The organism is Streptomyces sp. NPDC048506 (assembly GCF_040651315.1).
Classification (GTDB): Bacteria; Actinomycetota; Actinomycetes; order Streptomycetales; family Streptomycetaceae; genus Streptomyces.
On the sequence record NZ_JBEZIX010000004.1, the window covers coordinates 185,449 to 204,594 of the forward strand.

The following is a 19,146-nucleotide window of genomic DNA, read 5'->3' on the forward strand; positions in this document are numbered from 1 at the left end:
CGGGCTAGCCCGGCGCGCCCGAGCTGTAGCGCCGCAGCAGCGGCGACAGCACCAGCACGGACTTGGTCCGCTCGACGAACGGTTCGCCCGCGATCCGTTCCAGCACCCGCTCGAAGTGCCGCATGTCGGAGGCGAAGACCTGGACGAGGGCGTCCGCCTCACCGGTGACGGTGGAGGCGGACGCCACTTCCGGGTAGCGCGACAGGCCGCGGTGGATCGCCTCGGGCGAGGTGTTCCGTCGGCAGTAGATCTCGATGTACCCCTCGGTCTCCCAGCCGAGCGCCGCCGGGTCCACCCGTACGGTGAAACCGGTGATGGCGCCGTCGGCCCGCAGCCGGTCCACCCGGCGCTTGACGGCGGGGGCGGACAGCCCGACCTCCTGGCCGATGTCGGCGTAGCTGCGGCGGGCGTCCTCGGCGAGGGCGTGGACGATGCGTTCGTCGAGATCGTTCAGTCGCACTGCGGGTGGATCACTTCTCTGGTGTGGCCAATCGGGAGCGGCGCATGCCGTAACCGAAGTAGATCACAAGGCCCACGACCAACCAGACACCGAAGACCACCCAGGTCACCGCCCCCAGCCTGAGCATCATGCCGACGCACAGCAGGAAGCCGATCGCCGGGAAGAGCGGCGAGAGCGGTGTACGGAAGGTCCGCGGCATCTCGGGACGCGTCCGGCGCAGCACGATCACGGCCACGTTGACCAGCGCGAAGGCGAAGAGGGTGCCGATGCTGGTGGCGTCCGCCAGCTCGCCCAGCGGCACCGCCGCGGCCAGCACGCCGCAGAACAGCGAGACGATGACGGTGTTGACGCGCGGCACTCCGGTCTTGGCGTGCACCGTGGAGAACGCCTTCGGCACCAGGCCGTCCCGGGACATCGCGAAGAGGATGCGAGTCTGGCCGTAGAGCACGGTCAGCACGACGCTGGCGATGGCGATCACCGCACCGAGGGCGAGCAGCACGGCCCAGTAGTCGTGGCCGGACACGGACTTCATGATGCCGGCCAGTGCGGCCTCCGAGCCCTGGAACTTCTGCCACGGCATCGCGCCCACCGCGATCGCGGCGACCAGGCAGTACAGCGCGGTGACGATCACCAGCGACAGCATGATCGCGCGCGGCAGGTCGCGCTGCGGGTTCTTGGCCTCCTCGCCGGCGGTGGAGGCCGCGTCGAAGCCGATGTACGAGAAGAACAGGGTGGCGCCCGCGGCGCTGACGCCGGCCATGCCCATCGGCATGAAGTTGGCGTAGTTGCCGGACCGCACGCCCTGCACGGCGACGCCGCAGAACAGCAGCAGCGCGACGATCTTGACGACCACCATGATGGTGTTGGCCCGGGCGCTCTCCTTGGCCCCGCCCAGCAGGAACGCCATCGCCAGCAGCACCACCAGCAGCGCCGGCAGGTTGAAGTAGCCGCCGTCACCGGGCGGTGCGGCCAGCGCGTCGGGGATGGTGAAGCCGAAGACGCCGTCGAGCAGCTCGTTGAGGTACTGGCCCCAGCCCACCGCGACGGCCGCGACCGAGACGCCGTACTCCAGGATCAGGCACCAGCCGCAGACCCAGGCGATCAGCTCGCCGAGGGTGGCGTAGGCGTAGGAGTACGAGGAGCCGGAGACCGGGATGCTGCCGGCCAGCTCCGCGTAGGACAGCGCCGAGAACAGGGCGGTGATGCCGGCGAGTACGAAGGCGAGGACCACCGCGGGACCGGCCTGCGGGACGGCCGTGCCGAGCACGACGAAGATCCCGGTGCCGAGGGTGGCACCGATGCTGATCATCGTCAGCTGCCAGACGCCCATCGAGCGGCGGAGCGAGCCCCCTTGGCCCTGCCCGCCCTCGGCGACCAGCCGCTCCACCGGCTTGCGCCGCATCAACCGGGTGCCGAGGGCTCCGGGGACGGGCGGACTGGTGGCGGTGTCCCCTGCGGGCGGGGCTGCGCCGTGCTCCAACACTGGGGTGGCTCCTTAATCGCTGCCGGTCGGGTGACGGCGACCGACGACGATCCGTACGCGGGCATGCCGAAGCACCCTGCGCCGATGACCGCCGAGCAGGCGGTCGCCGCCACTCCACGTACTCGCGGATGACCTTACGGGGCGCCGCTGAGCTGCCGTAATGCAGGTTCCTTGCGCAACCGTGGCCGATCGTTGCGCACAGGTGCCGAGAGCGGAGGTTCGTTGTGTTTCGGGCACCGGTCGCACGGCCCCCCGGCGGAGTGTCCACAGGGTGGACACGGCGCGGGTCCCGCGACGCGACCGGCCCCGCACCGAGTCGGTGCGGGGCCGGTGAGCGGCTGGTGCCGGGGGTGTCGGGCGTCAGTTCCAGCTGTCGTGCAGCGGCTTGCCCTCTGCGTAGCCGGCGGCGCTCTGCACGCCGACGACGGCCTTCTCGGCGAACTCCTCCAGGGAGGCCGCGCCCGCGTACGTGCAGGAGCTGCGGACGCCGGCGATGATCGAGTCGATCAGGTCCTCGACGCCGGGGCGCGCCTGATCGATGAACATCCGCGAGGTGGAGATGCCCTCCTCGAAGAGCGCCTTGCGGGCCCGGTCGTAGGACGACTCCTCGCTCGTCCGGCGCTGCACCGCACGGGCCGAGGCCATGCCGAAGCTCTCCTTGTACGGGCGGCCGTCGGCGGTGTGCTGGAGGTCGCCGGGCGACTCCAGCGTCCCGGCGAACCAGGAGCCGATCATGACGTTGGAGGCACCGGCGGCCAGCGCCATGGCGACGTCGCGGGGGTGGCGCACCCCGCCGTCGGCCCAGACGTGCTTGCCGTACTTCCTGGCCTCGGCGGCGCACTCCAGCACCGCGGAGAACTGCGGCCGGCCGACACCGGTCATCATGCGGGTGGTGCACATCGCGCCCGGTCCGACACCGACCTTGATGATGTCCGCGCCGGCCTCGATCAGGTCGCGGACGCCCTCGGCGGCGACGATGTTGCCGGCGACGATCGGCACCTGCGGGTCCAGCGCCCGCACCTTCCTGATCGCCTCGATCATCGACTCCTGGTGGCCGTGCGCGGTGTCGATGACGAGGGTGTCCACGCCGGCGTCCAGCAGCGCCTGGGCCTTGCCGGCCACATCGCCGTTGATGCCGACGGCGGCGGCGATCCGCAGCTTGCCGTCGGCGTCCGTGGCGGGGGTGTACAGGGTGGCGCGCAGGGCGCCCTTGCGGGTGAGGATGCCGACCAGCATGCCGTTCTCGTCGACCGCGGGCGCGAGCTTGCGGTTGGCGGCGTCGAGGCGGTTGAAGGCCTCGCGCGGGTCGATGTCCGCGTCCAGGACCAGCAGGTCCTTGGACATGACCTCGGAGACCTGGGTGAAGCGGTCCACCCCGGCCAGGTCGTGCTCGGTGACGACGCCGATCGGGCGGCCGCCCTCGACGATGATGCCCGCGCCGTGCGCCCGCTTGGGCAGCAGCGCCAGCGCGTCGGCGACCGTCGCGACCGGGGAGAGCACGATCGGCGTGTCCAGTACCAGATGACGGCGCTTGACCCAGGTCACGACGTCGGTGACGACGTCGATCGGAATGTCCTGCGGGATGACGACCAGGCCACCACGGCGGGCGACGGTCTCGGCCATCCGGCGGCCGGCGATCGCCGTCATGTTGGCAACCACGAGCGGGATGGTGGTTCCGGACCCGTCGGGCGAGGAGAGGTCCACGCCCTGGCGGGAGCCCACAGCGGAGCGGCCGGGCACCATGAACACATCGTCGTAGGTCAGGTCGTAGGGCACCGAAGAACTCTCTTCGAGCGCGCCGTTCTTCGGATTCAGGAATCGCATAAGGCCAGGATACGGGCCCTGACCAGGGCTCATACGATTGTCCGAGCCCGTTCGGGGCCGTGTGTGCGATCCGCCAAGGCGGCCCGCCGGCCCGCATCCGCGGGTCGTCCCTGGTCCGGCGGTCAGCCGCGCCGCCGGCCGCGTCCCCTGGCCATGATCACCGCCAGTCCGGTGTCGGTGTCGCGCCAGAACCCCACCGCGTCGGCCAGGACGGATTCGACGACGCTCCAGTCGTCCGGCGCGGCGGCCGCGTAGTCCTGCCAGCCCGTGACGACCAGCAGCCGGCCGCGGTCGGCGGGGCACCAGGACAGGTCGGTGAGGCAGTCGGCGAGCGCGTCCCAGTTGCGGCCGAACCAGTCCGGCAGCCGCAGCGACCGTGCGCACCGGTCCATGAACGCGGCCTTGTCGACCGTCCCGGCCAGCTCCAGGGCCGCACCGCTCCAGCCGGCGTCCCGCGCGGCCGCCAGCGCATCCGCCACCGGCCGGTCGGCGGGCCAGGTCAACACCCCCGGCGGGGTGCTCCCCTCCAGTACCGCCGCAAGCGGCCGGGGCACGGACTCGGTCATCGCAACACCGCCTGGAAGGATCGGTAGTGGTCATCGGTGTAGTAGGTCTCGTGGCTCTCGCCGGTGACGAGGCGGCGGGCGCCGCGGTCCGGTGAGCCGGGTGTGGGGACCGTGTACTCGTGGTAGTAGCCGCGCGCCTGACGGGGCAACAGGCCCTCGCGGTTGCCGAAGACGGTCCCGTCCTGCCGGTACGGGAAGGGCCCGCCGGCGTCGATGAGCCGCAGCGTGTCCCGGGCCTGGGAGGGCAGCCGGCCGACGGTGACGACCGGCAGGCCGTGCGCCCACTCCGGTACGCCGGAGGTGCCCGGTGCGGCGGTGACGTCGGAGGCGGCCCGCGGCGGCCGGGGCGAACTCCCCTCGGCCGCACCGCCGGTGGCACATCCGGTCAGGACGAACAGCAGCCCGGCGAGCAGCGCGGCGAGGACGACGGCGGCACGCCGTGCGGCGGAGCGGATCACCATGGCGCCGATGCTGTCACAGGCCCGCCCCGGCTGCCCGCCGGTGAGCGCCTCAGGGGTGGCCGGCCGCCCGCCGGCCACCCGGTGTCACGTTCCGCGTCACGATCCGTCCGGGTCCGCCCGGTCCAGGGCGGGGCGCGGCCCGGGGCCGGTCTCCAGCAGCAGGTGATCGGCCGCCGCGGTGTCCGTGACCAGGCTCGTCACCAGGCCCGAGCGCAGCACCGCGCCGATCGCCGCGGCCTTGCGCCGGCCGCCCGCGATGGCGACGACCTCGGGGATACGGCGCAGCCGGTCCGCCTCGACGGTGATGCACCGCTCGCCCAGGTCCCGTCCGATCCGGCGCCCCTCGGCGTCGAAGAGGTGCGCGGACATCTCGGCGGCCGCGCCCAGCGAGGCGTAGTGCTCCCGCTCCTCCTCGCTCAGCATGTCGTAGACGGTCGAGACGCCCGGCTCCCAGGAGCCGATGGAGACGCAGGCGACGGTGACCTTGTCGAAGTACTCGAAGGCCCGGGCGATCCCGGTCTGCCGGCGCAGCGCCTCGGCGGTCGCCGAGTCCGGCAGCAGCATCGGCGCGTAGATCGGGTGCGCCTCGCCCCCGGAGACGTCGGCGGCACGGCGCACCGCCTCGACCGAGCCGCGGTCGGCGGTGCCGGCGTCGTACACCCCGGTCAACTGCACGACCGTGCACGGCGGCAGCCGGTGCAGCGCGGCCGCCATGTGGATCGTCGAACGGCCCCAGGCGAGCCCGAGCACATCGCCCTCGGTGACCAGCTCGCCGAGCAGGTCGGCGGCGACCTCACCGAGGTTCTCGGGGTCGGCGGCGTCGTCGGGCGGGGTCTGGCCGCCGAAGGCGGGGGGAGCGTCCGCGGGCGACTCGACGACCACCGCGTGCCGCAGGCCGTAGCGGGCCCGCAGGGCGTCGGAGCGCTCGGCGTCCAGTTCGGAGGGCACCCGGATCTCGATGCGTACGAGATCACGCTCCAGCGCCGTCTCCAGCACCCGCGCGACCTTGAACCGGCTGACGCCGAACTCCTCCGCGATCTGGATCTTGGACTTGCCCTCAAGATAGAAACGACGGGCCATGGCCGCAGCCTGCACCAGCTCGGCAGGGCCCATTCCCGACTGTGGGCGGCTGGCTACCACGAAATTCTCCCCTTTTGCGCATCTGATCGAGTCTTTGCTCATCCTTTCAGAAACCCGCGGGCAACGGGGACCAACAGCGCCCCGACGGTCGTGAACGCTCGGTTGCGCCACGGACAACTGGTGGCACGGCGCCGCCACCGGGGAAATCCGGTGGCCGGAACCGGCCGGGCTGCTCGTCTTCCCGTCCCCGTGCCCCGGGAATCAGTGGGCGCAGAGCCAGCCCGCCGCCGCGGTCGCCGACTCGGCCTTCGCCCGCAGGTCACGGACCGCCTTGGCCGGGTCGTCGGCGCCGTAGACCGCCGAGCCGGCCACGAACACATCGGCGCCCGCCTCGGCGCACCGCTCGATGGTGGAGTCGGAGACCCCGCCGTCCACCTGGAGCCACAGCTCCAGGCCGTGCTTGGAGATCAGCTCACGGGTGCGGCGGATCTTGGGCAGCATGATGTCCAGGAACGCCTGCCCGCCGAATCCGGGCTCCACCGTCATGATCAGCAGCATGTCGAGCTCGGGCAGCAGGTCCTCGTAGGGCTCGATCGGCGTGGCCGGCTTGAGCGCCATCGACGCCCGTGCGCCCTTCGCCCGGATCTCCCGTGCCAGCCGCACCGGCGCGGCCGCCGCCTCCACGTGGAAGGTCACGGACCCGGCCCCGGCCTCGATGTACTGCGGCGCCCAGCGGTCCGGGTCCTCGATCATCAGGTGCAGATCGAGCGGGGTGTCCGTCGCCTTGCTCAGCGATTCGACGACCGGCACGCCGAGGGTGAGGTTCGGGACGAAGTGGTTGTCCATCACGTCGACGTGGAGCCAGTCGGCGCCCTCGACGGCCTTCGCCTCCTCGGCGAGGCGGGCGAAGTCTGCGGACAGGATGCTGGGGTTGATCAAGGCCATGCCCCCAGTATGGCGTCCTGTCCCGGAGCGATCGGCGGCGGGACGGCACCGGGCCGCACCGGCACCCCGACACGGGACACCGGACACGGGACTCGTGACACGGGAGACCGGAACGCCGAACCCACAACCCGGCCGATCTCAGCCGGTGCGCCGCAGCAGCGCCAGATACATCGCGTCGGTGCCGTGCAGATGCGGCCATAGCTGGACGTCCGGGCCGTCGCCGAGGGCCGGCACACCGGGCATCAGCGGCCGGGCGTCGACCCACTCCACGTCCACCGCCGGGCCGCCGCGGCCCTTGATGACGTCCTCCACCACGGCGCGGGTCTCGGCCGGATGCGGCGAGCAGGTCGCATAGCCGACCACGCCGCCGACCCGTACCGCCGCGAGCGCCCGGCGCAGCAGGTCGCGCTGGAGCGACGCGAAGCCGTCGAGGTCCTCGGGGCGGCGGCGCCAGCGCGCCTCCGGCCGCCGGCGCAGCGCGCCCAGCCCGGTGCAGGGCACGTCCATCAGCACCCGGTCGAAGGAGCCCGGCCGCCAGGCGGGGCGGGTGCCGTCGGCGGCGATCACCGCATACGGCCCGGGGTTGCCCGCCAGCGCCCGTGCCACCAGGCGCGCCCGGTGCGGCTGCTTCTCGGACGCCAGCAGCGCGGCGCCGCGCTCCGCCGCGAGGGCGGCCAGCAGCGCCGCCTTGCCGCCGGGGCCGGCGCAACCGTCGAGCCAGGTGCGGTCCGGGCCCTCGACCGGCGCGTTCGCCAGCGCGAGCGCGACGAGTTGGCTGCCCTCGTCCTGCACCCCGGCGCGCCCCTCGCGGACCGCGTCCAGCGCGCCGGGCTCACCGCCCTCCGCGAGCCGCACCGCGTACGGCGACCAGCGGCCGGGCAGCGCGCCCTCGTCGCCGACCGCGGCCAACAGCTCCTCGGTGGTGGCCCGGCCGGGCCGCGCCACCAGGGTCACCTCCGGACGCTCGTTGTCCGCCTCCAGCAGGTCCTCGATGCCGGCGCGGCCGCCGCCGAGGGCGTCCCACAGCGCAGAGACGATCCACCGGGCGTGGGCGTGCACGATGCCGAGGTGGTCCTCGGGGTCCTCGTCGTAGTCCGGGGCGACCCGCTCCAGCCAGCCGTCCAGGTCGTCGGCCGCCACCTTGCGCAGCACCGCGTTGACGAACTTGGCCCGCCCGTCGCCCAGCACCACCCGCGCCAGCTCGACGCTCGCGCTGACCGCGGCGTGCGTCGGGATCCGCGTGCCGAGCAGTTGGTGCGCGCCGAGCGTCAGCACGTCCAGGACCGGCGGGTCCACCTCCCGCAACGGCCGGTCCACGCACTGCGCGAGGATCGCGTCGTACGTCCCCTGCCGGCGCAGCGACCCGTACACCAGCTCGGTCGCCAGCGCCGCGTCCCGGCTGTCGAAGTCACCGCCCTCGCGCGCCTTGCGCAGCAGCGGCGGCAGGACGAGGTTGGCGTAGGCGTCCCGCTCGTCGACGGCCCGCAGCGCCTCGAACGCGAGGATCCGTACCGGGTCCTTCTTCGGACGGCGATGGGGCTTGCTGGGGCGACGACGGGGCTGCTGACTCACAGAAAAGGTGCTCCGGATACGAGAGTGGGGTTCCGTCCCAGCCTACGCGGACCGGACGACGGACACGCTCCGGGAGGGAGCCGCACCACGAACGAGGGAGCCACACCACGAACACCGGGGGCGAGCGGCCGCGGGAGCCGAGGGAATGGCGGGCGGTCGCGGGAATACCGCCCGCCCCCTCCCGGTTGTGGCCCCGCAGGGGGCGCTCCGGTCCCCTACGGGATGTGTTCGGCCGCCTCCTAAGGGACCGCCTCCCGGGACCCGCCCCCCAGGGCGGCGCCCCCAGGGGCCACCCCTAGGCGTCCTCCCCCAGCCGCTCCCCCGCCGCGATGCGTACGCCGCGTGCCCAGTCCGCGGCCTGCATCGGCTTCTTGCCCTGCGGCTGGACCCAGACCAGTTCGACGGGGTGGCTGCCGGTGCCGACGTGCACCGCCTTCTTGGTGACGGCCAGTTCGCCGGGCGCGAGGTCGAGTTCGGCGTGACCCGCTGCGGAGGCGGCGGACATCAGCTTCAGGCGCTCACCGCGGAAGACCGTCCAGGCGCCGGGCGCGGGTGCGCAGGCGCGGATCAGCCGGTCGACGCGGAGCGCCGGCGCCGCCCAGTCGACCTTGGCGTCCTCGACCTCGATCTTCGGCGCGAGGGTGACGCCTTCGGCCGGCTGCGCCACGGCCTTCAGGGTGCCGTCCTCGATGCCGTCCATCGTCGCGACGAGCAGTCCGGAGCCGGCGAACGCCAGCCGTGTGAGCAGATCGCCGCTGGTGTCCGTCGGCCGGATCCCCTCGGTCAACACCCCGTAGACCGGGCCGGAGTCCAGCCCCTCCTCGATCTGGAACGTCGAGGCGCCGGTCACCTCGTCGCCCGCGAGCACCGCGTGCTGCACGGGCGCCGCGCCCCGCCACGCGGGCAGCAGCGAGAAGTGCAGGTTGACCCACCCGTTGGCGGGGATGTCGAGCGCGGCCCTCGGCAGCAGCGCGCCGTAGGCGACCACCGGGCAGCAGTCCGGCGCGATCTCCCGCAGTCGCGTCAGGAAGTCCTCGTCACGCGGCTTGACGGGCTTGAGCACCTCGATGCCGGCCTCCTCGGCGCGTTCCGCAACCGGGCTGGCGACCAGCCGGCGGCCGCGTCCGGCGGGCGCGTCGGGCCGGGTCACGACGGCCACGACCTCGTGCCGGTCCGAGGCGATCAGGGCATCGAGGGCGGGAACGGCGACCTCGGGGGTGCCGGCGAAGACAAGCCTCATGGGTGGCGATCTACCTCTCACACGCTGCGGAACGACGCATCAGTCTATGGGCCCGGCCCAGGCCATGGCGGTGCATCCAGGGGGCGTACGACATTTCCCGCGCCTCGTACGGAAGCTCGTACGCCCCCATACCGTGACCAGAGCCGCTGCTGTCGCGTTGGTCAAACAGCATTGACCTGAGACCGGGCCGCTTTGGCGGCCCGATCGCTTTCACCCATCCCTTTTCCACGCCGGTTCGAGAGGCTTGCTCATGGCCGACCACGCAACCCACGACGCCCAGGCGCGCGCCAGCCTGCATCTCCTGGTGCGGGACATCGAGCGGGTCCGCCGGCAGGTGGACGCACTGCGCACGCTGACTGCTCAGCTCGGCAACGTCTACCGGCCGCGGCGTACGGGCCCGTCCGCGGGCTTCGTCGTCTACGGACGCGCGCCCGCGCCGACCGTGCGGCTGGCCCAGGAACTGCGGGACAGCGTCGAGACCCTCGTCACCGCCGCGGTCGACTTCGACCGTTCGCTGGGTTTCTCGTGGGACGCGGTGGGCTCGGCGCTCGGGGTCACGAAGCAGGCGGTGCACCGCCGTTACGGTGCCCGCCGGGCGAGCGCGCAGCCCGCCGCCGACAGCGGTGGCGGGGAGCCGGCGGTCCGGGCGTCCGAGTCGTCCGCGTCCCGCGCGGTGACCGTGGCCTCGGGCCTGCCGGGCGTGCCGTCCGTCCCCGCCGCCCGCTCCATGCCCACCCAGCCCTCCGGTTCGGCCCGCGACGAACCGAGCCGCCCGGGCGCGTTCCCCGGCCCCCGCAACGGTTGACCAACTCAGCACCGGGTGCGGCCCCTTCACACCGCTCGCCAACGCCCCGGGACCGCACGTCGATCACGGTCCTGGGGCGGCGCGGTGTCCATGCACCGCCCCGGACGGGCCGGTTGGCCTCAGCCCAGATCCGGCGGGTCGATCCGCAGCCGTACCGCCTCCCCTTCCCGTTTGACCAGCCGTGCCGCCTGGGCCGCCTTGAGAGCCGCGGCGAGCGCCGCGCCCTGGCCGGGACGGACCCGTACCAGTGCGCGCTCCCACTCCTCGCCAGGCTGTGGGTCGCCCGGCCTGCGCGGGCGTCCGGGGTCCGGCACCGGCAGCGGTACCGGCCCCAACACCTCGGCTCCCGAGGGGAGTTCAGCCGAACGCAGCAGGTCTCTGACGTCCTCGCCGCGACCCGCCACCGACGCCATCCGGGACACCGGCGGGAACCCCAGCTCGGCCCGCTCGGCCAGCTCGCGCACCGCATGCCCGACCGGGTCCCAGCGCACCAGCGCCTGCACCGGCCGCAGCGTGGGCTCCGCGATCACCGCGACTGTGCCGCCCTCGGCCTGGCCGCGAACCAGTGCGGCGGCCCCCAGCCAGCGGCGCAGCGCCTCCTCCCCGGCCCGTAGGTCCGGCCGCCCGAGCAGCGCCCAGCCGTCCAGCAGAAGCGCGGCGGCGTACCCGTCCCCCTCGGCGACCGGCTCCGCGCCGGGGGTGCTCACGACGAGCGCGGGCGTGCCGGGCACCGTCGCCAGTACGTGGTCGCGCCCCGACGTCCGCACCGGGACGGCCGGGAAGGCCCGACCCAGCTCCTCGGCGGTCCGTCGCGCTCCCACGATCTGGGCGCGCAGCCGGGTGCCGCCGCACTCGCCGCAGTGCCAGTCCGGCTCCGGCCGGCCGCACCACGCGCAGGCCAACTCGTCTGCCTGTGGCGCCTCCAGGGGCCCGGCGCAGGCCCGGCAGCGCGCCGGCGTACGGCACCGCTCGCACGCCAGCCGGGGTGCGTAGCCGCGGCGTGGCACCTGCACCAGCACCGGTCCGTGCCGGAGTCCGTCGCGCACCACCTGCCAGGCCATGGTCGGCAGCCGGGCGGCCCGGGCGGCGGCGTCCCGCGCCTCGTCGCCGTCGCCGACCGTCCGGACCAGGGGCGCCGCGGCCCGCACCCGTTCGCGGTCCGCGGTCAGCGGGCGCGCCCAGCCCGTCTCGACCAGCTGCGCCGCCTCGACAGTGCAGCTCAGCCCGCCGAGCAGGAAACCGGCCCGCTCGGTCATCGACCGTTGGATGAGCACCTCCCTGGCGTGCGGCTGGGGGGCGTGCGGATCGCTGTGGCTGGCGTCGCCGTCGTCCCACAGGGCGACCAGTCCCGGGTCGGCGACCGGCGCGAACATCGCCGCCCGCGTCCCGATGACGCCGCGCACCGACCCGCGGCTCACCGCCAGCCACCGTCGGTACCGCTCCTCCGGCCCGGCATCGGCGGTCAGCAGCACATGCCGCCCCTCGCCGATCAGGTCGCGCAGCGCCGCGTCCACCCGCGCCGCGGCCCGCCCGTCCGGCACCACCACCAGCGCTCCGCGCCCGCCGGCCAGCGCCGCGGCCGCCGCCCGCGCCAGCTCCTGCGGCCAGGTGGGGCCGGGCAGCGCCGTCCACACCGCCCGCGGCGCATCCCCCCGGGCCAGCGCCGTCAGGAACCCGTCCCCTGCCCCGTACCGCGCCCAACTCCCCGCTTCCGGCGGCGCGTTGGGGGGCAACGGGGCCGGTGACGGCTTGGCTTCGGCCCGCGCCCGGCGCGGCGGCACCGCCAGCTGCACCACGTCGGCGAGCGTCCCGGCGTAGCGGTCCGCCACCGCCCGGCACAGCGCCAGCAGCTCCGGTGCCAGCACCTGCTCCGCCGACAGCACCTGCGCGATCGGCGCCAGCACCCCCCGGAACTCGCTCTCCGCCACGCGCTCCACGATGAACCCGCTGACCAGCTTGCCGCCCTCCCGGCGGCCGCCCTTCTCCCCCGCCCCGAACCGCACCCGCACCCGCACGCCGGGCTGCGCCTCGGCGTCCATCGCGGCGGGCACGGCGTAGTCGAAGTACCGGTCGAGGTGCACCAGGCCCTTGTCGACCAGCACCCTGGCCACCGGCAGGCCGGCCGCCAGCTCGGCGCCCCGCCAGGTCCGCGGTTTGGCCTTGGGGGCCTTGGCCTTGCGGACCGTCTCCCGGATCAGGGCCAGCTGCTCCCCCACACCCGCCTCCGGCGGCCCGTTCTCCCTGCTCACGGCTTCAGTCTTAGCAGACGGGACCGACAACGGGCGCGGGGCTGTGGACGACGAACGGCCCCGGACCGTCCAGCGGTCCGGGGCCGTGTCGCAGGGTGGTGCGTGGCTTACAGCCCGGCGGCCTTCTTCAGCGCCTCCACGCGGTCCGTGCGCTCCCAGGTGAAGTCCTCCAGCTCACGGCCGAAGTGGCCGTAGGCGGCGGTCTGCGCGTAGATCGGGCGGAGCAGGTCGAGGTCGCGGATGATCGCGGCCGGGCGGAGGTCGAAGACCTCGGCGATGGCCTGCTCGATCTTGTCGGTGTCGACGGTGTTGGTGCCGAAGGTCTCGACGAAGAGACCGACCGGCTCCGCCTTGCCGATGGCGTAGGCGACCTGGACCTCGCAGCGGGCGGCGAGGCCGGCGGCGACCACGTTCTTGGCGACCCAGCGCATGGCGTAGGCGGCAGAGCGGTCGACCTTGGACGGGTCCTTGCCGGAGAAGGCACCGCCACCGTGGCGGGCCATGCCGCCGTAGGTGTCGATGATGATCTTGCGGCCGGTCAGACCGGCGTCGCCCATCGGGCCGCCGATCTCGAAGCGACCGGTCGGGTTGACCAGCAGGCGGTAGCCGTCGGTGTCCAGCTTGATGCCGTCCTCGACGAGCTGGTTGAGGACGTGCTCGACGACGAACTCGCGGATGTCGGGGGCGAGCAGCGAGTCGAGGTCGATGTCGCTGGCGTGCTGCGAGGAGACCACGACGGTGTCGAGGCGGACGGCCTTGTGGCCGTCGTACTCGATGGTGACCTGGGTCTTGCCGTCGGGACGCAGGTAGGGGATGGTCCCGTTCTTGCGCACCTCGGAGAGGCGCTTGGAGAGCCGGTGCGCGAGGTTGATCGGGAGCGGCATCAGCTCCGGGGTCTCGTCGCACGCGTAGCCGAACATCAGGCCCTGGTCGCCCGCGCCCTGCCGGTCCAGCTCGTCGTCGTCGCCCTCGACACGGTACTCGTGCGCGGTGTCGACGCCCTGGGCGATGTCCGGGGACTGCGCACCGATCGAGACCGAGACGCCGCAGGAGGCGCCGTCGAAGCCCTTCTTGGACGAGTCGTAACCGATCTCCAGGATCTTGTTACGGACGAGGTTGGGGATGTCGGCGTACGCCTTGGTCGTCACCTCGCCGGCCACGTGGACCAGGCCGGTGGTGATCAGCGTCTCCACGGCGACCCGGGAGGTCGGGTCCTCCTTCAGGAGCGCGTCGAGGATCGTGTCGCTGATCTGGTCAGCGATCTTGTCGGGGTGGCCCTCGGTGACGGACTCCGAGGTGAACAGGCGGCGGGACACATCGCTCCCTGGGGTTGCAGCGGCTGCTGGCTGATCATTGGCGGAAGGGCCGAGAGCTGCGCTCGGCCCGATCCACTCGCCAGTTTATCGGTCGTATGTGGTGTTCGGGCACGCGGTCTCGATTTATGGACCCCTCGTGACCTGGGACACCACGCCTCACGGTAGGACGATCACCTTGAGGATGGGACATGGTCAAGGGGACGCGCCGCTTTTTACGGGGCCGGAGAGGTGAAATGAGGGTCGTGGGGACGGCTCAGGGGCGAGTCTCGGCCAACCGGGGCACCACCAGGTCCCAGACCTTGTCGGCCAAGGCTTCCTTGGGGCCGTACGGGACCGGGGTCTCGGTGCCGTCGGCCGCCAGGATCACCGCCTCGTTCTCCGCCGAGCCGAACGCCTTGTGCTCGCCGACCTCGTTGACGACCAGCAGGTCACAGCCCTTGCGGGCGAGCTTGGCGCGGCCGTTCGCGAGGACGTCGTCGGTCTCGGCGGCGAAACCCACGACGATCTGCCCGGGGCGGGCACGGTCGGCGGAGAGCTCGGCGAGGATGTCCGGATTTCGGACCAGCACGACGGGCTCCGGCTCCCGGCCCTCGACCTTCTTGATCTTGCCCGTGGTGTAGACCGCGGGTCGGAAGTCGGCGACGGCCGCGGCCATGACCACCGTGTCGGCGTCCGCGGCGGCCTTCAGCACGGCCTCGCGGAGCTGGCGGGCGGTGCCGACGGGGACCACGTCCACTCCGGCCGGGTCGGGCAGCTCGGTGTTGCCCGCGATCAGGGTGACCCGGGCGCCGCGCGCGGCCGCGGTGGCGGCGAGCGCGTAGCCCTGCCTGCCGGACGAGCGGTTGCCCAGGTAGCGCACGGGGTCCAGCGGCTCACGGGTGCCGCCGGCGGTGACCACGACGCGGCGGCCGGCGAGGTCCTGTGTCAGGGCCCCCGCGGCGCCGCGGGCCAGCACCCGGCGGCAGAGTTCGAAGATCTCGACGGGGTCGGGGAACCGGCCCTTGCCGGTGTCGACGCCGGTCAGCCGGCCGACCGCGGGCTCGACGACGACCGCGCCGCGTCGCCGCAGGGTGGCGACGTTCTCCTGGGTGGCCGGGTGCTCCCACATCTCGGTGTGCATCGCCGGGGCGAAGACCACCGGACAGCGCGCGGTGAGCAGGGTGTTGGTCAGCAGGTCGTCGGCGAGGCCGTGGGCGGCCTTGGCCAGCATGTCGGCGGTGGCGGGCGCCACGACGACGAGGTCGGCCGCCTGGCCGATGCGGACGTGAGGGACCTCGTGGACGGACTCCCAGACCTCCGTACCGGCCGGGTTGCCGGACAGCGCCGACCAGGTCGCCTCACCGACGAAGTGCAGCGCCGAGGCGGTCGGCACCACCCGTACGTCGTGCCCGGACTCGGTCAGCCGCCGCAGCAGCTCACAGGCCTTGTACGCGGCGATTCCGCCGCTGACCCCCAGGACGACCCTGGGCGGCTGCCCCGCCTGTTCCCGCTTGTCCATCGCTTCGCCGCTCCCCGAGCTCAGGTCCCTACGCCGGTGCGCCCCGCTGGCGCACCTGCCCCTATGACACACCAAGGGCCCGGCGGTCGCTCCGCCGGGCCCTCGGGTGTATGCCGTACCGCTTACTGTGCCGGGCCCTCGATGGCCTCGGAGGTCAGCAGACCCGCGTTGATCTCGCGGAGCGCGATCGAGAGGGGCTTCTCGTGGACGTGCGTGTCGACGAGCGGGCCGACGTACTCGAGCAGGCCCTCGCCGAGCTGCGAGTAGTACGCGTTGATCTGGCGCGCACGCTTGGCGGCGTAGATCACGAGGCTGTACTTCGAGTCGGTGGCCTCAAGGAGCTCATCAATGGGCGGGTTGATGATGCCCTCGGGTGCGGTGATGGAAGAGGACACTCTCTACCTTCCGAAAGGGGATGAAGCCTGGGTTTCATGCGCCGGTGTCGTACGAGAGGGCGCACCGTCTTGGCCGGTCCGGGGGCCGGTGGAGCTGGCGGGTTCAGCCGCTGGTGTTCCGCTCCCCGGATCGATGCAGCATCAAGGCTAGCAGCTCACGGCTGACGTCCTCGACGGAGGTGTTGACGAGCGTCACGTCGAACTCCTTCTCCGCCGCCAGCTCGACCCGGGCCGCCTCCAGGCGACGCTCGATGACCTCGGGCGCCTCCGTGCCCCGGCCGGTGAGCCGGCGGACCAGCTCCTCCCAGCTCGGCGGGGCCAGGAAGACCAGGTGGGCGTCCGCCATGGACTCCCGGACCTGACGTGCGCCCTGGAGGTCGATCTCCAGCAGGACGGGCTCGCCGGCCTCCAGCCGGTCCAGCACCGCCTTGCGCGGGGTGCCGTAGCGGTTGCCCGCGAACTCGGCCCATTCGAGCAGCTCACCGTTGGCGATGAGCTTGTCGAACTCCTCGTCGTCGACGAAGAAGTACTGGACACCGTGCCGCTCGCCGGGTCGCGGCTTGCGGGTGGTGGCCGAGACCGAGAGCCAGACCTCGGGGTGGACCTTGCGCATATGCGCGACGACCGTGCTCTTGCCGACCCCGGAGGGGCCGGAGAGCACGGTCAGTCGCGGTCGTCTGGCCGGGGGCGCGGGGGTCGTCCCCCGGGAGACTGCAGTACTCATGCAGCGATTATTCCAGCTTCCCGGCGGTGCCGGAAAATTCAGGAAGCGGCGCTTCCGAACTCCCGCTCCAACGATGCGATCTGGTTGGAGCCGAGCCCACGGACGCGGCGGCTCTCGGAGATGCCGAGCCGCTCCATGATCTGCTTGGCACGGACCTTGCCGACGCCGGGCAGGGACTCCAGCAGGGCGGAGACCTTCATCTTGCCGATGACGTCGTTCTTCTGGCCCTGCTGGATCACCTCGTGCAGGGAAGCACCTGAGTGCTTGAGCCGATTCTTGACCTCGGCGCGCTCCCGGCGAGCCGCGGCGGCCTTCTCAAGCGCTGCTGCGCGCTGTTCAGGGGTAAGGGGCGGAAGAGCCACGCCTACGTCACCTCGGATGTAGAACTGTCGGATATCGGACCGGTGTGGAACCTAGTCGCCCCGCACCTGCGGAGCAACGAGCAACGCGCTTACGTGCGGTGCTCTCGTCGGAGACTAGCGGCCGATCGCGTCAGAGTCAGCGAGAACAGACGAAAAGTCCTGGTCAGACTCTGCTGACCAGGACAATTCGGGACCAAACTCCCCGTCTTACGGTGCCTGATCGAGCGCGGTGCGCACCTCGTCGGCCCATCGGTCCGCCGCCGAACGCAGCGCCGCGGCGTCCGGGCCGTGCCGCAACACCCCCCGGCTGACGCTCGGGACGACGTTGCGCACGGCGTTCCCGAAGACGGTCGGGAGGTCGGCGGGGGTGGCGCCCTGGGCGCCGATGCCGGGTGCCAGCAGCGGGCCGTTGATCGCCAGGTCGAACGAGGAGAGATCGCCGAGCGTGGCGCCGACCACCGCGCCGAAGGAGCCCAGCGGCTCGGCGTCGGCGTTCTCGGCGGCGAGGTGGCGAAGAACGGTCGCCGCGATCGTGCGGCCGTCCTCGCGCACCGCCCGCTGGACCTCCGCGCCCTCCGGATTGGAGGTCAGGGCGAGCACGAACAGCCCGGCGCCGTTCTCCCGGGCCAGGTCGACGGCCGGCTTGAGCGAGCCGTAGCCGAGGTACGGGGAGACCGTCAGGGCGTCCGAGAACAGCGGGGAGTCAGTACGCAGGAAGGCCTCGGCGTAGGCGGCCATGGTCGAGCCGATGTCGCCGCGCTTGGCGTCCATCAGCACCAGGGCGCCGCGCTCGCGCGCCTCGACCACCGCGGTCTCCAGCACCGCCAGGCCGCGCGAGCCGAAGCGCTCGAAGAACGCCGCCTGCGGCTTGAAGACCGCGACGTGTTCGCCGAGCGCCTCCACGACGGTGCGGGTGAAGCGGGCCAGGCCCGCGACGTCGTCGTTCAGCCCCCAGTCGGCCAGCAGGGAGGCGTGCGGGTCGATGCCGACGCAGAGCGGGCCGCGGGCGTCCATGGCACGGCGCAGGCGGGCGCCGAAGGGCTCAAGGGCGGTCATCCGGTCACCTTCGTGTGCTCGGCGCCGACGGCGTCGGCGAGGGTGGCGTACGGGCTGTTGCGCAGGCGGGCGGCGAGACCCCGGTGGATCGCCCGGCACCAGAACGGGCCCTGGTAGATGAAGGCGCTGTAGCCCTGGACGAGCGTGGCGCCGGCCAGGATGCGCTGCCAGGCGTCCTCGGCGGTCTCGATGCCGCCGACGCCGATGAGGGTGATCCGGTCGCCGACACGGGCGTAGAGGCGCCGCAGCACCTCCAGGGAGCGCTCCTTGACGGGCGCGCCGGACAGGCCGCCGGTCTCCTTGACGAGCGCCGGGTCCGAGGTCAGCCCCAGGCCCTCGCGGGCGATGGTGGTGTTGGTGGCGATGATCCCGTCCAGCCCCAGTTCGAGGGCGAGGTCGGCGACCGCGTCCACGTCCTCGTCCGCGAGGTCGGGGGCGATCTTGACCAGCAGCGGGACGCGGCGGTCGGTGACGGTGCGGTCGGCGGCCTCGCGCACGGCGGTGAGCAGCGGGCGCAGCGCCTCGGTGGCCTGGAGGTTGCGCAGGCCCGGGGTGTTCGGGGACGAGACGTTCACGACCAGGTAGTCGGCGTGTCGGGCCAGCCGCTCGGTCGACTTCACGTAGTCGGCGGCGGCCTCGGCCTCCGGGACGATCTTGGTCTTGCCGATGTTGACGCCGACGACGGTCTTGAACACCGGGTTGCGGACGGCCAGCCGCGCCGCGACCGAGGCCGAGCCCTCGTTGTTGAAGCCCATGCGGTTGATCAGCGCACGGTCCGGTACGAGCCGGAAGAGGCGCTTCTTGGGGTTGCCGGGCTGCGCCTCGCCGGTGACGGTGCCGATCTCGACGTGGTCGAAGCCGAGCATCGCCATCCCGTCGATGGCGACGGCGTTCTTGTCGAAGCCGGCGGCCAGGCCGAACGGGCCGTGCATCCGCAGGCCGAGCGCCTCGGTGCGCAGTTCGCGGTACCGGGGGGCGAGCACGGCGGCGAGGAAGGTGCGCAGCACGGGGGTGCGGGCGGCCAGCCGGATCCATCGGAAGGCCAGGTGGTGGGCCTGTTCGGGGTCCATGCGCCGGAAGAAGAGCCGGAAGAAGAGCTGGTACATGCGT

Annotated in this window: 18 protein-coding genes; 1 reads left to right on the forward strand and 17 read right to left on the reverse strand. The window is 72.8% G+C overall.

The genetic code is table 11. The features are described 5' to 3' along the window. Window positions 1–4: 4 nt before the first annotated feature. From AB0C96_RS04725 to fmt, 9 genes are all read right to left on the reverse strand, one after another. Complete coding sequence (locus AB0C96_RS04725) at window positions 5–460, reverse strand: Lrp/AsnC family transcriptional regulator (RefSeq protein WP_362913651.1); 456 nt, start codon at window positions 458–460, stop codon at window positions 5–7. 10 nt (window positions 461–470) lie between these two features. Next, window positions 471–1,862 (reverse strand): amino acid permease, encoded by a 1,392-nt coding sequence (locus AB0C96_RS04730; protein ID WP_362913758.1) that lies wholly within the window; start codon window positions 1,860–1,862, stop codon window positions 471–473. A gap of 441 nt (window positions 1,863–2,303) precedes the next feature. Beyond that, window positions 2,304–3,767 carry a GuaB1 family IMP dehydrogenase-related protein gene (locus AB0C96_RS04735; RefSeq protein ID WP_362913653.1) on the reverse strand — a complete coding sequence of 488 codons (1,464 nt, stop codon included), beginning with the start codon at window positions 3,765–3,767 and terminating at the stop codon, window positions 2,304–2,306. Between the two features lie 122 nt (window positions 3,768–3,889). Further along, on the reverse strand, window positions 3,890–4,333 hold the full coding sequence (locus tag AB0C96_RS04740) for a barstar family protein (RefSeq protein WP_362913655.1): 444 nt from the start codon (window positions 4,331–4,333) through the stop codon (window positions 3,890–3,892). Then, window positions 4,330–4,794 (reverse strand): ribonuclease domain-containing protein, encoded by a 465-nt coding sequence (locus AB0C96_RS04745; protein WP_362913657.1) that lies wholly within the window; start codon window positions 4,792–4,794, stop codon window positions 4,330–4,332. The genes AB0C96_RS04740 and AB0C96_RS04745 overlap by 4 nt, the downstream gene beginning before the upstream one ends. A gap of 96 nt (window positions 4,795–4,890) precedes the next feature. Beyond that, window positions 4,891–5,907, reverse strand: coding sequence for a sugar-binding domain-containing protein (locus tag AB0C96_RS04750; protein WP_362913659.1), 1,017 nt, complete (start codon window positions 5,905–5,907; stop codon window positions 4,891–4,893). A gap of 228 nt (window positions 5,908–6,135) precedes the next feature. Further along, window positions 6,136–6,819, reverse strand: coding sequence for a ribulose-phosphate 3-epimerase (rpe, locus tag AB0C96_RS04755; protein ID WP_362913661.1), 684 nt, complete (start codon window positions 6,817–6,819; stop codon window positions 6,136–6,138). A gap of 138 nt (window positions 6,820–6,957) precedes the next feature. Continuing rightward, window positions 6,958–8,391, reverse strand: a complete 1,434-nt coding sequence (locus tag AB0C96_RS04760; protein ID WP_362913663.1) for a transcription antitermination factor NusB — start codon at window positions 8,389–8,391, stop codon at window positions 6,958–6,960. A 295-nt stretch (window positions 8,392–8,686) separates the two neighbouring features. Further along, complete coding sequence (gene fmt, locus AB0C96_RS04765) at window positions 8,687–9,631, reverse strand: methionyl-tRNA formyltransferase (protein WP_362913665.1); 945 nt, start codon at window positions 9,629–9,631, stop codon at window positions 8,687–8,689. Between the two features lie 250 nt (window positions 9,632–9,881). Here fmt and AB0C96_RS04770 point away from each other — a divergent pair, with 250 nt between their 5' ends. Continuing rightward, window positions 9,882–10,436, forward strand: a complete 555-nt coding sequence (locus tag AB0C96_RS04770) for a hypothetical protein (protein ID WP_362913667.1) — start codon at window positions 9,882–9,884, stop codon at window positions 10,434–10,436. 119 nt (window positions 10,437–10,555) lie between these two features. Here AB0C96_RS04770 and AB0C96_RS04775 read toward each other — a convergent pair whose 3' ends face one another. From AB0C96_RS04775 to AB0C96_RS04810, 8 genes are all read right to left on the reverse strand, one after another. Then, window positions 10,556–12,685: a primosomal protein N' gene (locus tag AB0C96_RS04775; protein ID WP_362913669.1), complete on the reverse strand. Its 2,130-nt coding sequence runs from the start codon at window positions 12,683–12,685 to the stop codon at window positions 10,556–10,558. Between the two features lie 107 nt (window positions 12,686–12,792). Next, window positions 12,793–14,001, reverse strand: a complete 1,209-nt coding sequence (metK, locus tag AB0C96_RS04780; RefSeq protein ID WP_362913671.1) for a methionine adenosyltransferase — start codon at window positions 13,999–14,001, stop codon at window positions 12,793–12,795. A gap of 253 nt (window positions 14,002–14,254) precedes the next feature. Further along, complete coding sequence (gene coaBC, locus AB0C96_RS04785; protein ID WP_362913673.1) at window positions 14,255–15,499, reverse strand: bifunctional phosphopantothenoylcysteine decarboxylase/phosphopantothenate--cysteine ligase CoaBC; 1,245 nt, start codon at window positions 15,497–15,499, stop codon at window positions 14,255–14,257. Between the two features lie 122 nt (window positions 15,500–15,621). Beyond that, complete coding sequence (gene rpoZ, locus AB0C96_RS04790) at window positions 15,622–15,894, reverse strand: DNA-directed RNA polymerase subunit omega (RefSeq protein WP_005319902.1); 273 nt, start codon at window positions 15,892–15,894, stop codon at window positions 15,622–15,624. Between the two features lie 103 nt (window positions 15,895–15,997). Beyond that, window positions 15,998–16,618, reverse strand: coding sequence for a guanylate kinase (gene gmk, locus AB0C96_RS04795; protein ID WP_362913675.1), 621 nt, complete (start codon window positions 16,616–16,618; stop codon window positions 15,998–16,000). Window positions 16,619–16,656: 38 nt separating this feature from the next. Then, window positions 16,657–16,980, reverse strand: a complete 324-nt coding sequence (locus AB0C96_RS04800) for an integration host factor (RefSeq protein ID WP_362913677.1) — start codon at window positions 16,978–16,980, stop codon at window positions 16,657–16,659. Between the two features lie 207 nt (window positions 16,981–17,187). Beyond that, the gene (pyrF, locus tag AB0C96_RS04805) at window positions 17,188–18,036 is read right to left on the reverse strand and encodes an orotidine-5'-phosphate decarboxylase (RefSeq protein WP_362913679.1); all 849 of its coding nucleotides are present in this window, start codon (window positions 18,034–18,036) and stop codon (window positions 17,188–17,190) included. Next, complete coding sequence (locus tag AB0C96_RS04810) at window positions 18,033–19,142, reverse strand: quinone-dependent dihydroorotate dehydrogenase (protein WP_362913681.1); 1,110 nt, start codon at window positions 19,140–19,142, stop codon at window positions 18,033–18,035. Before AB0C96_RS04810 ends, pyrF begins: the two co-directional genes overlap by 4 nt. Window positions 19,143–19,146: the final 4 nt, after the last annotated feature.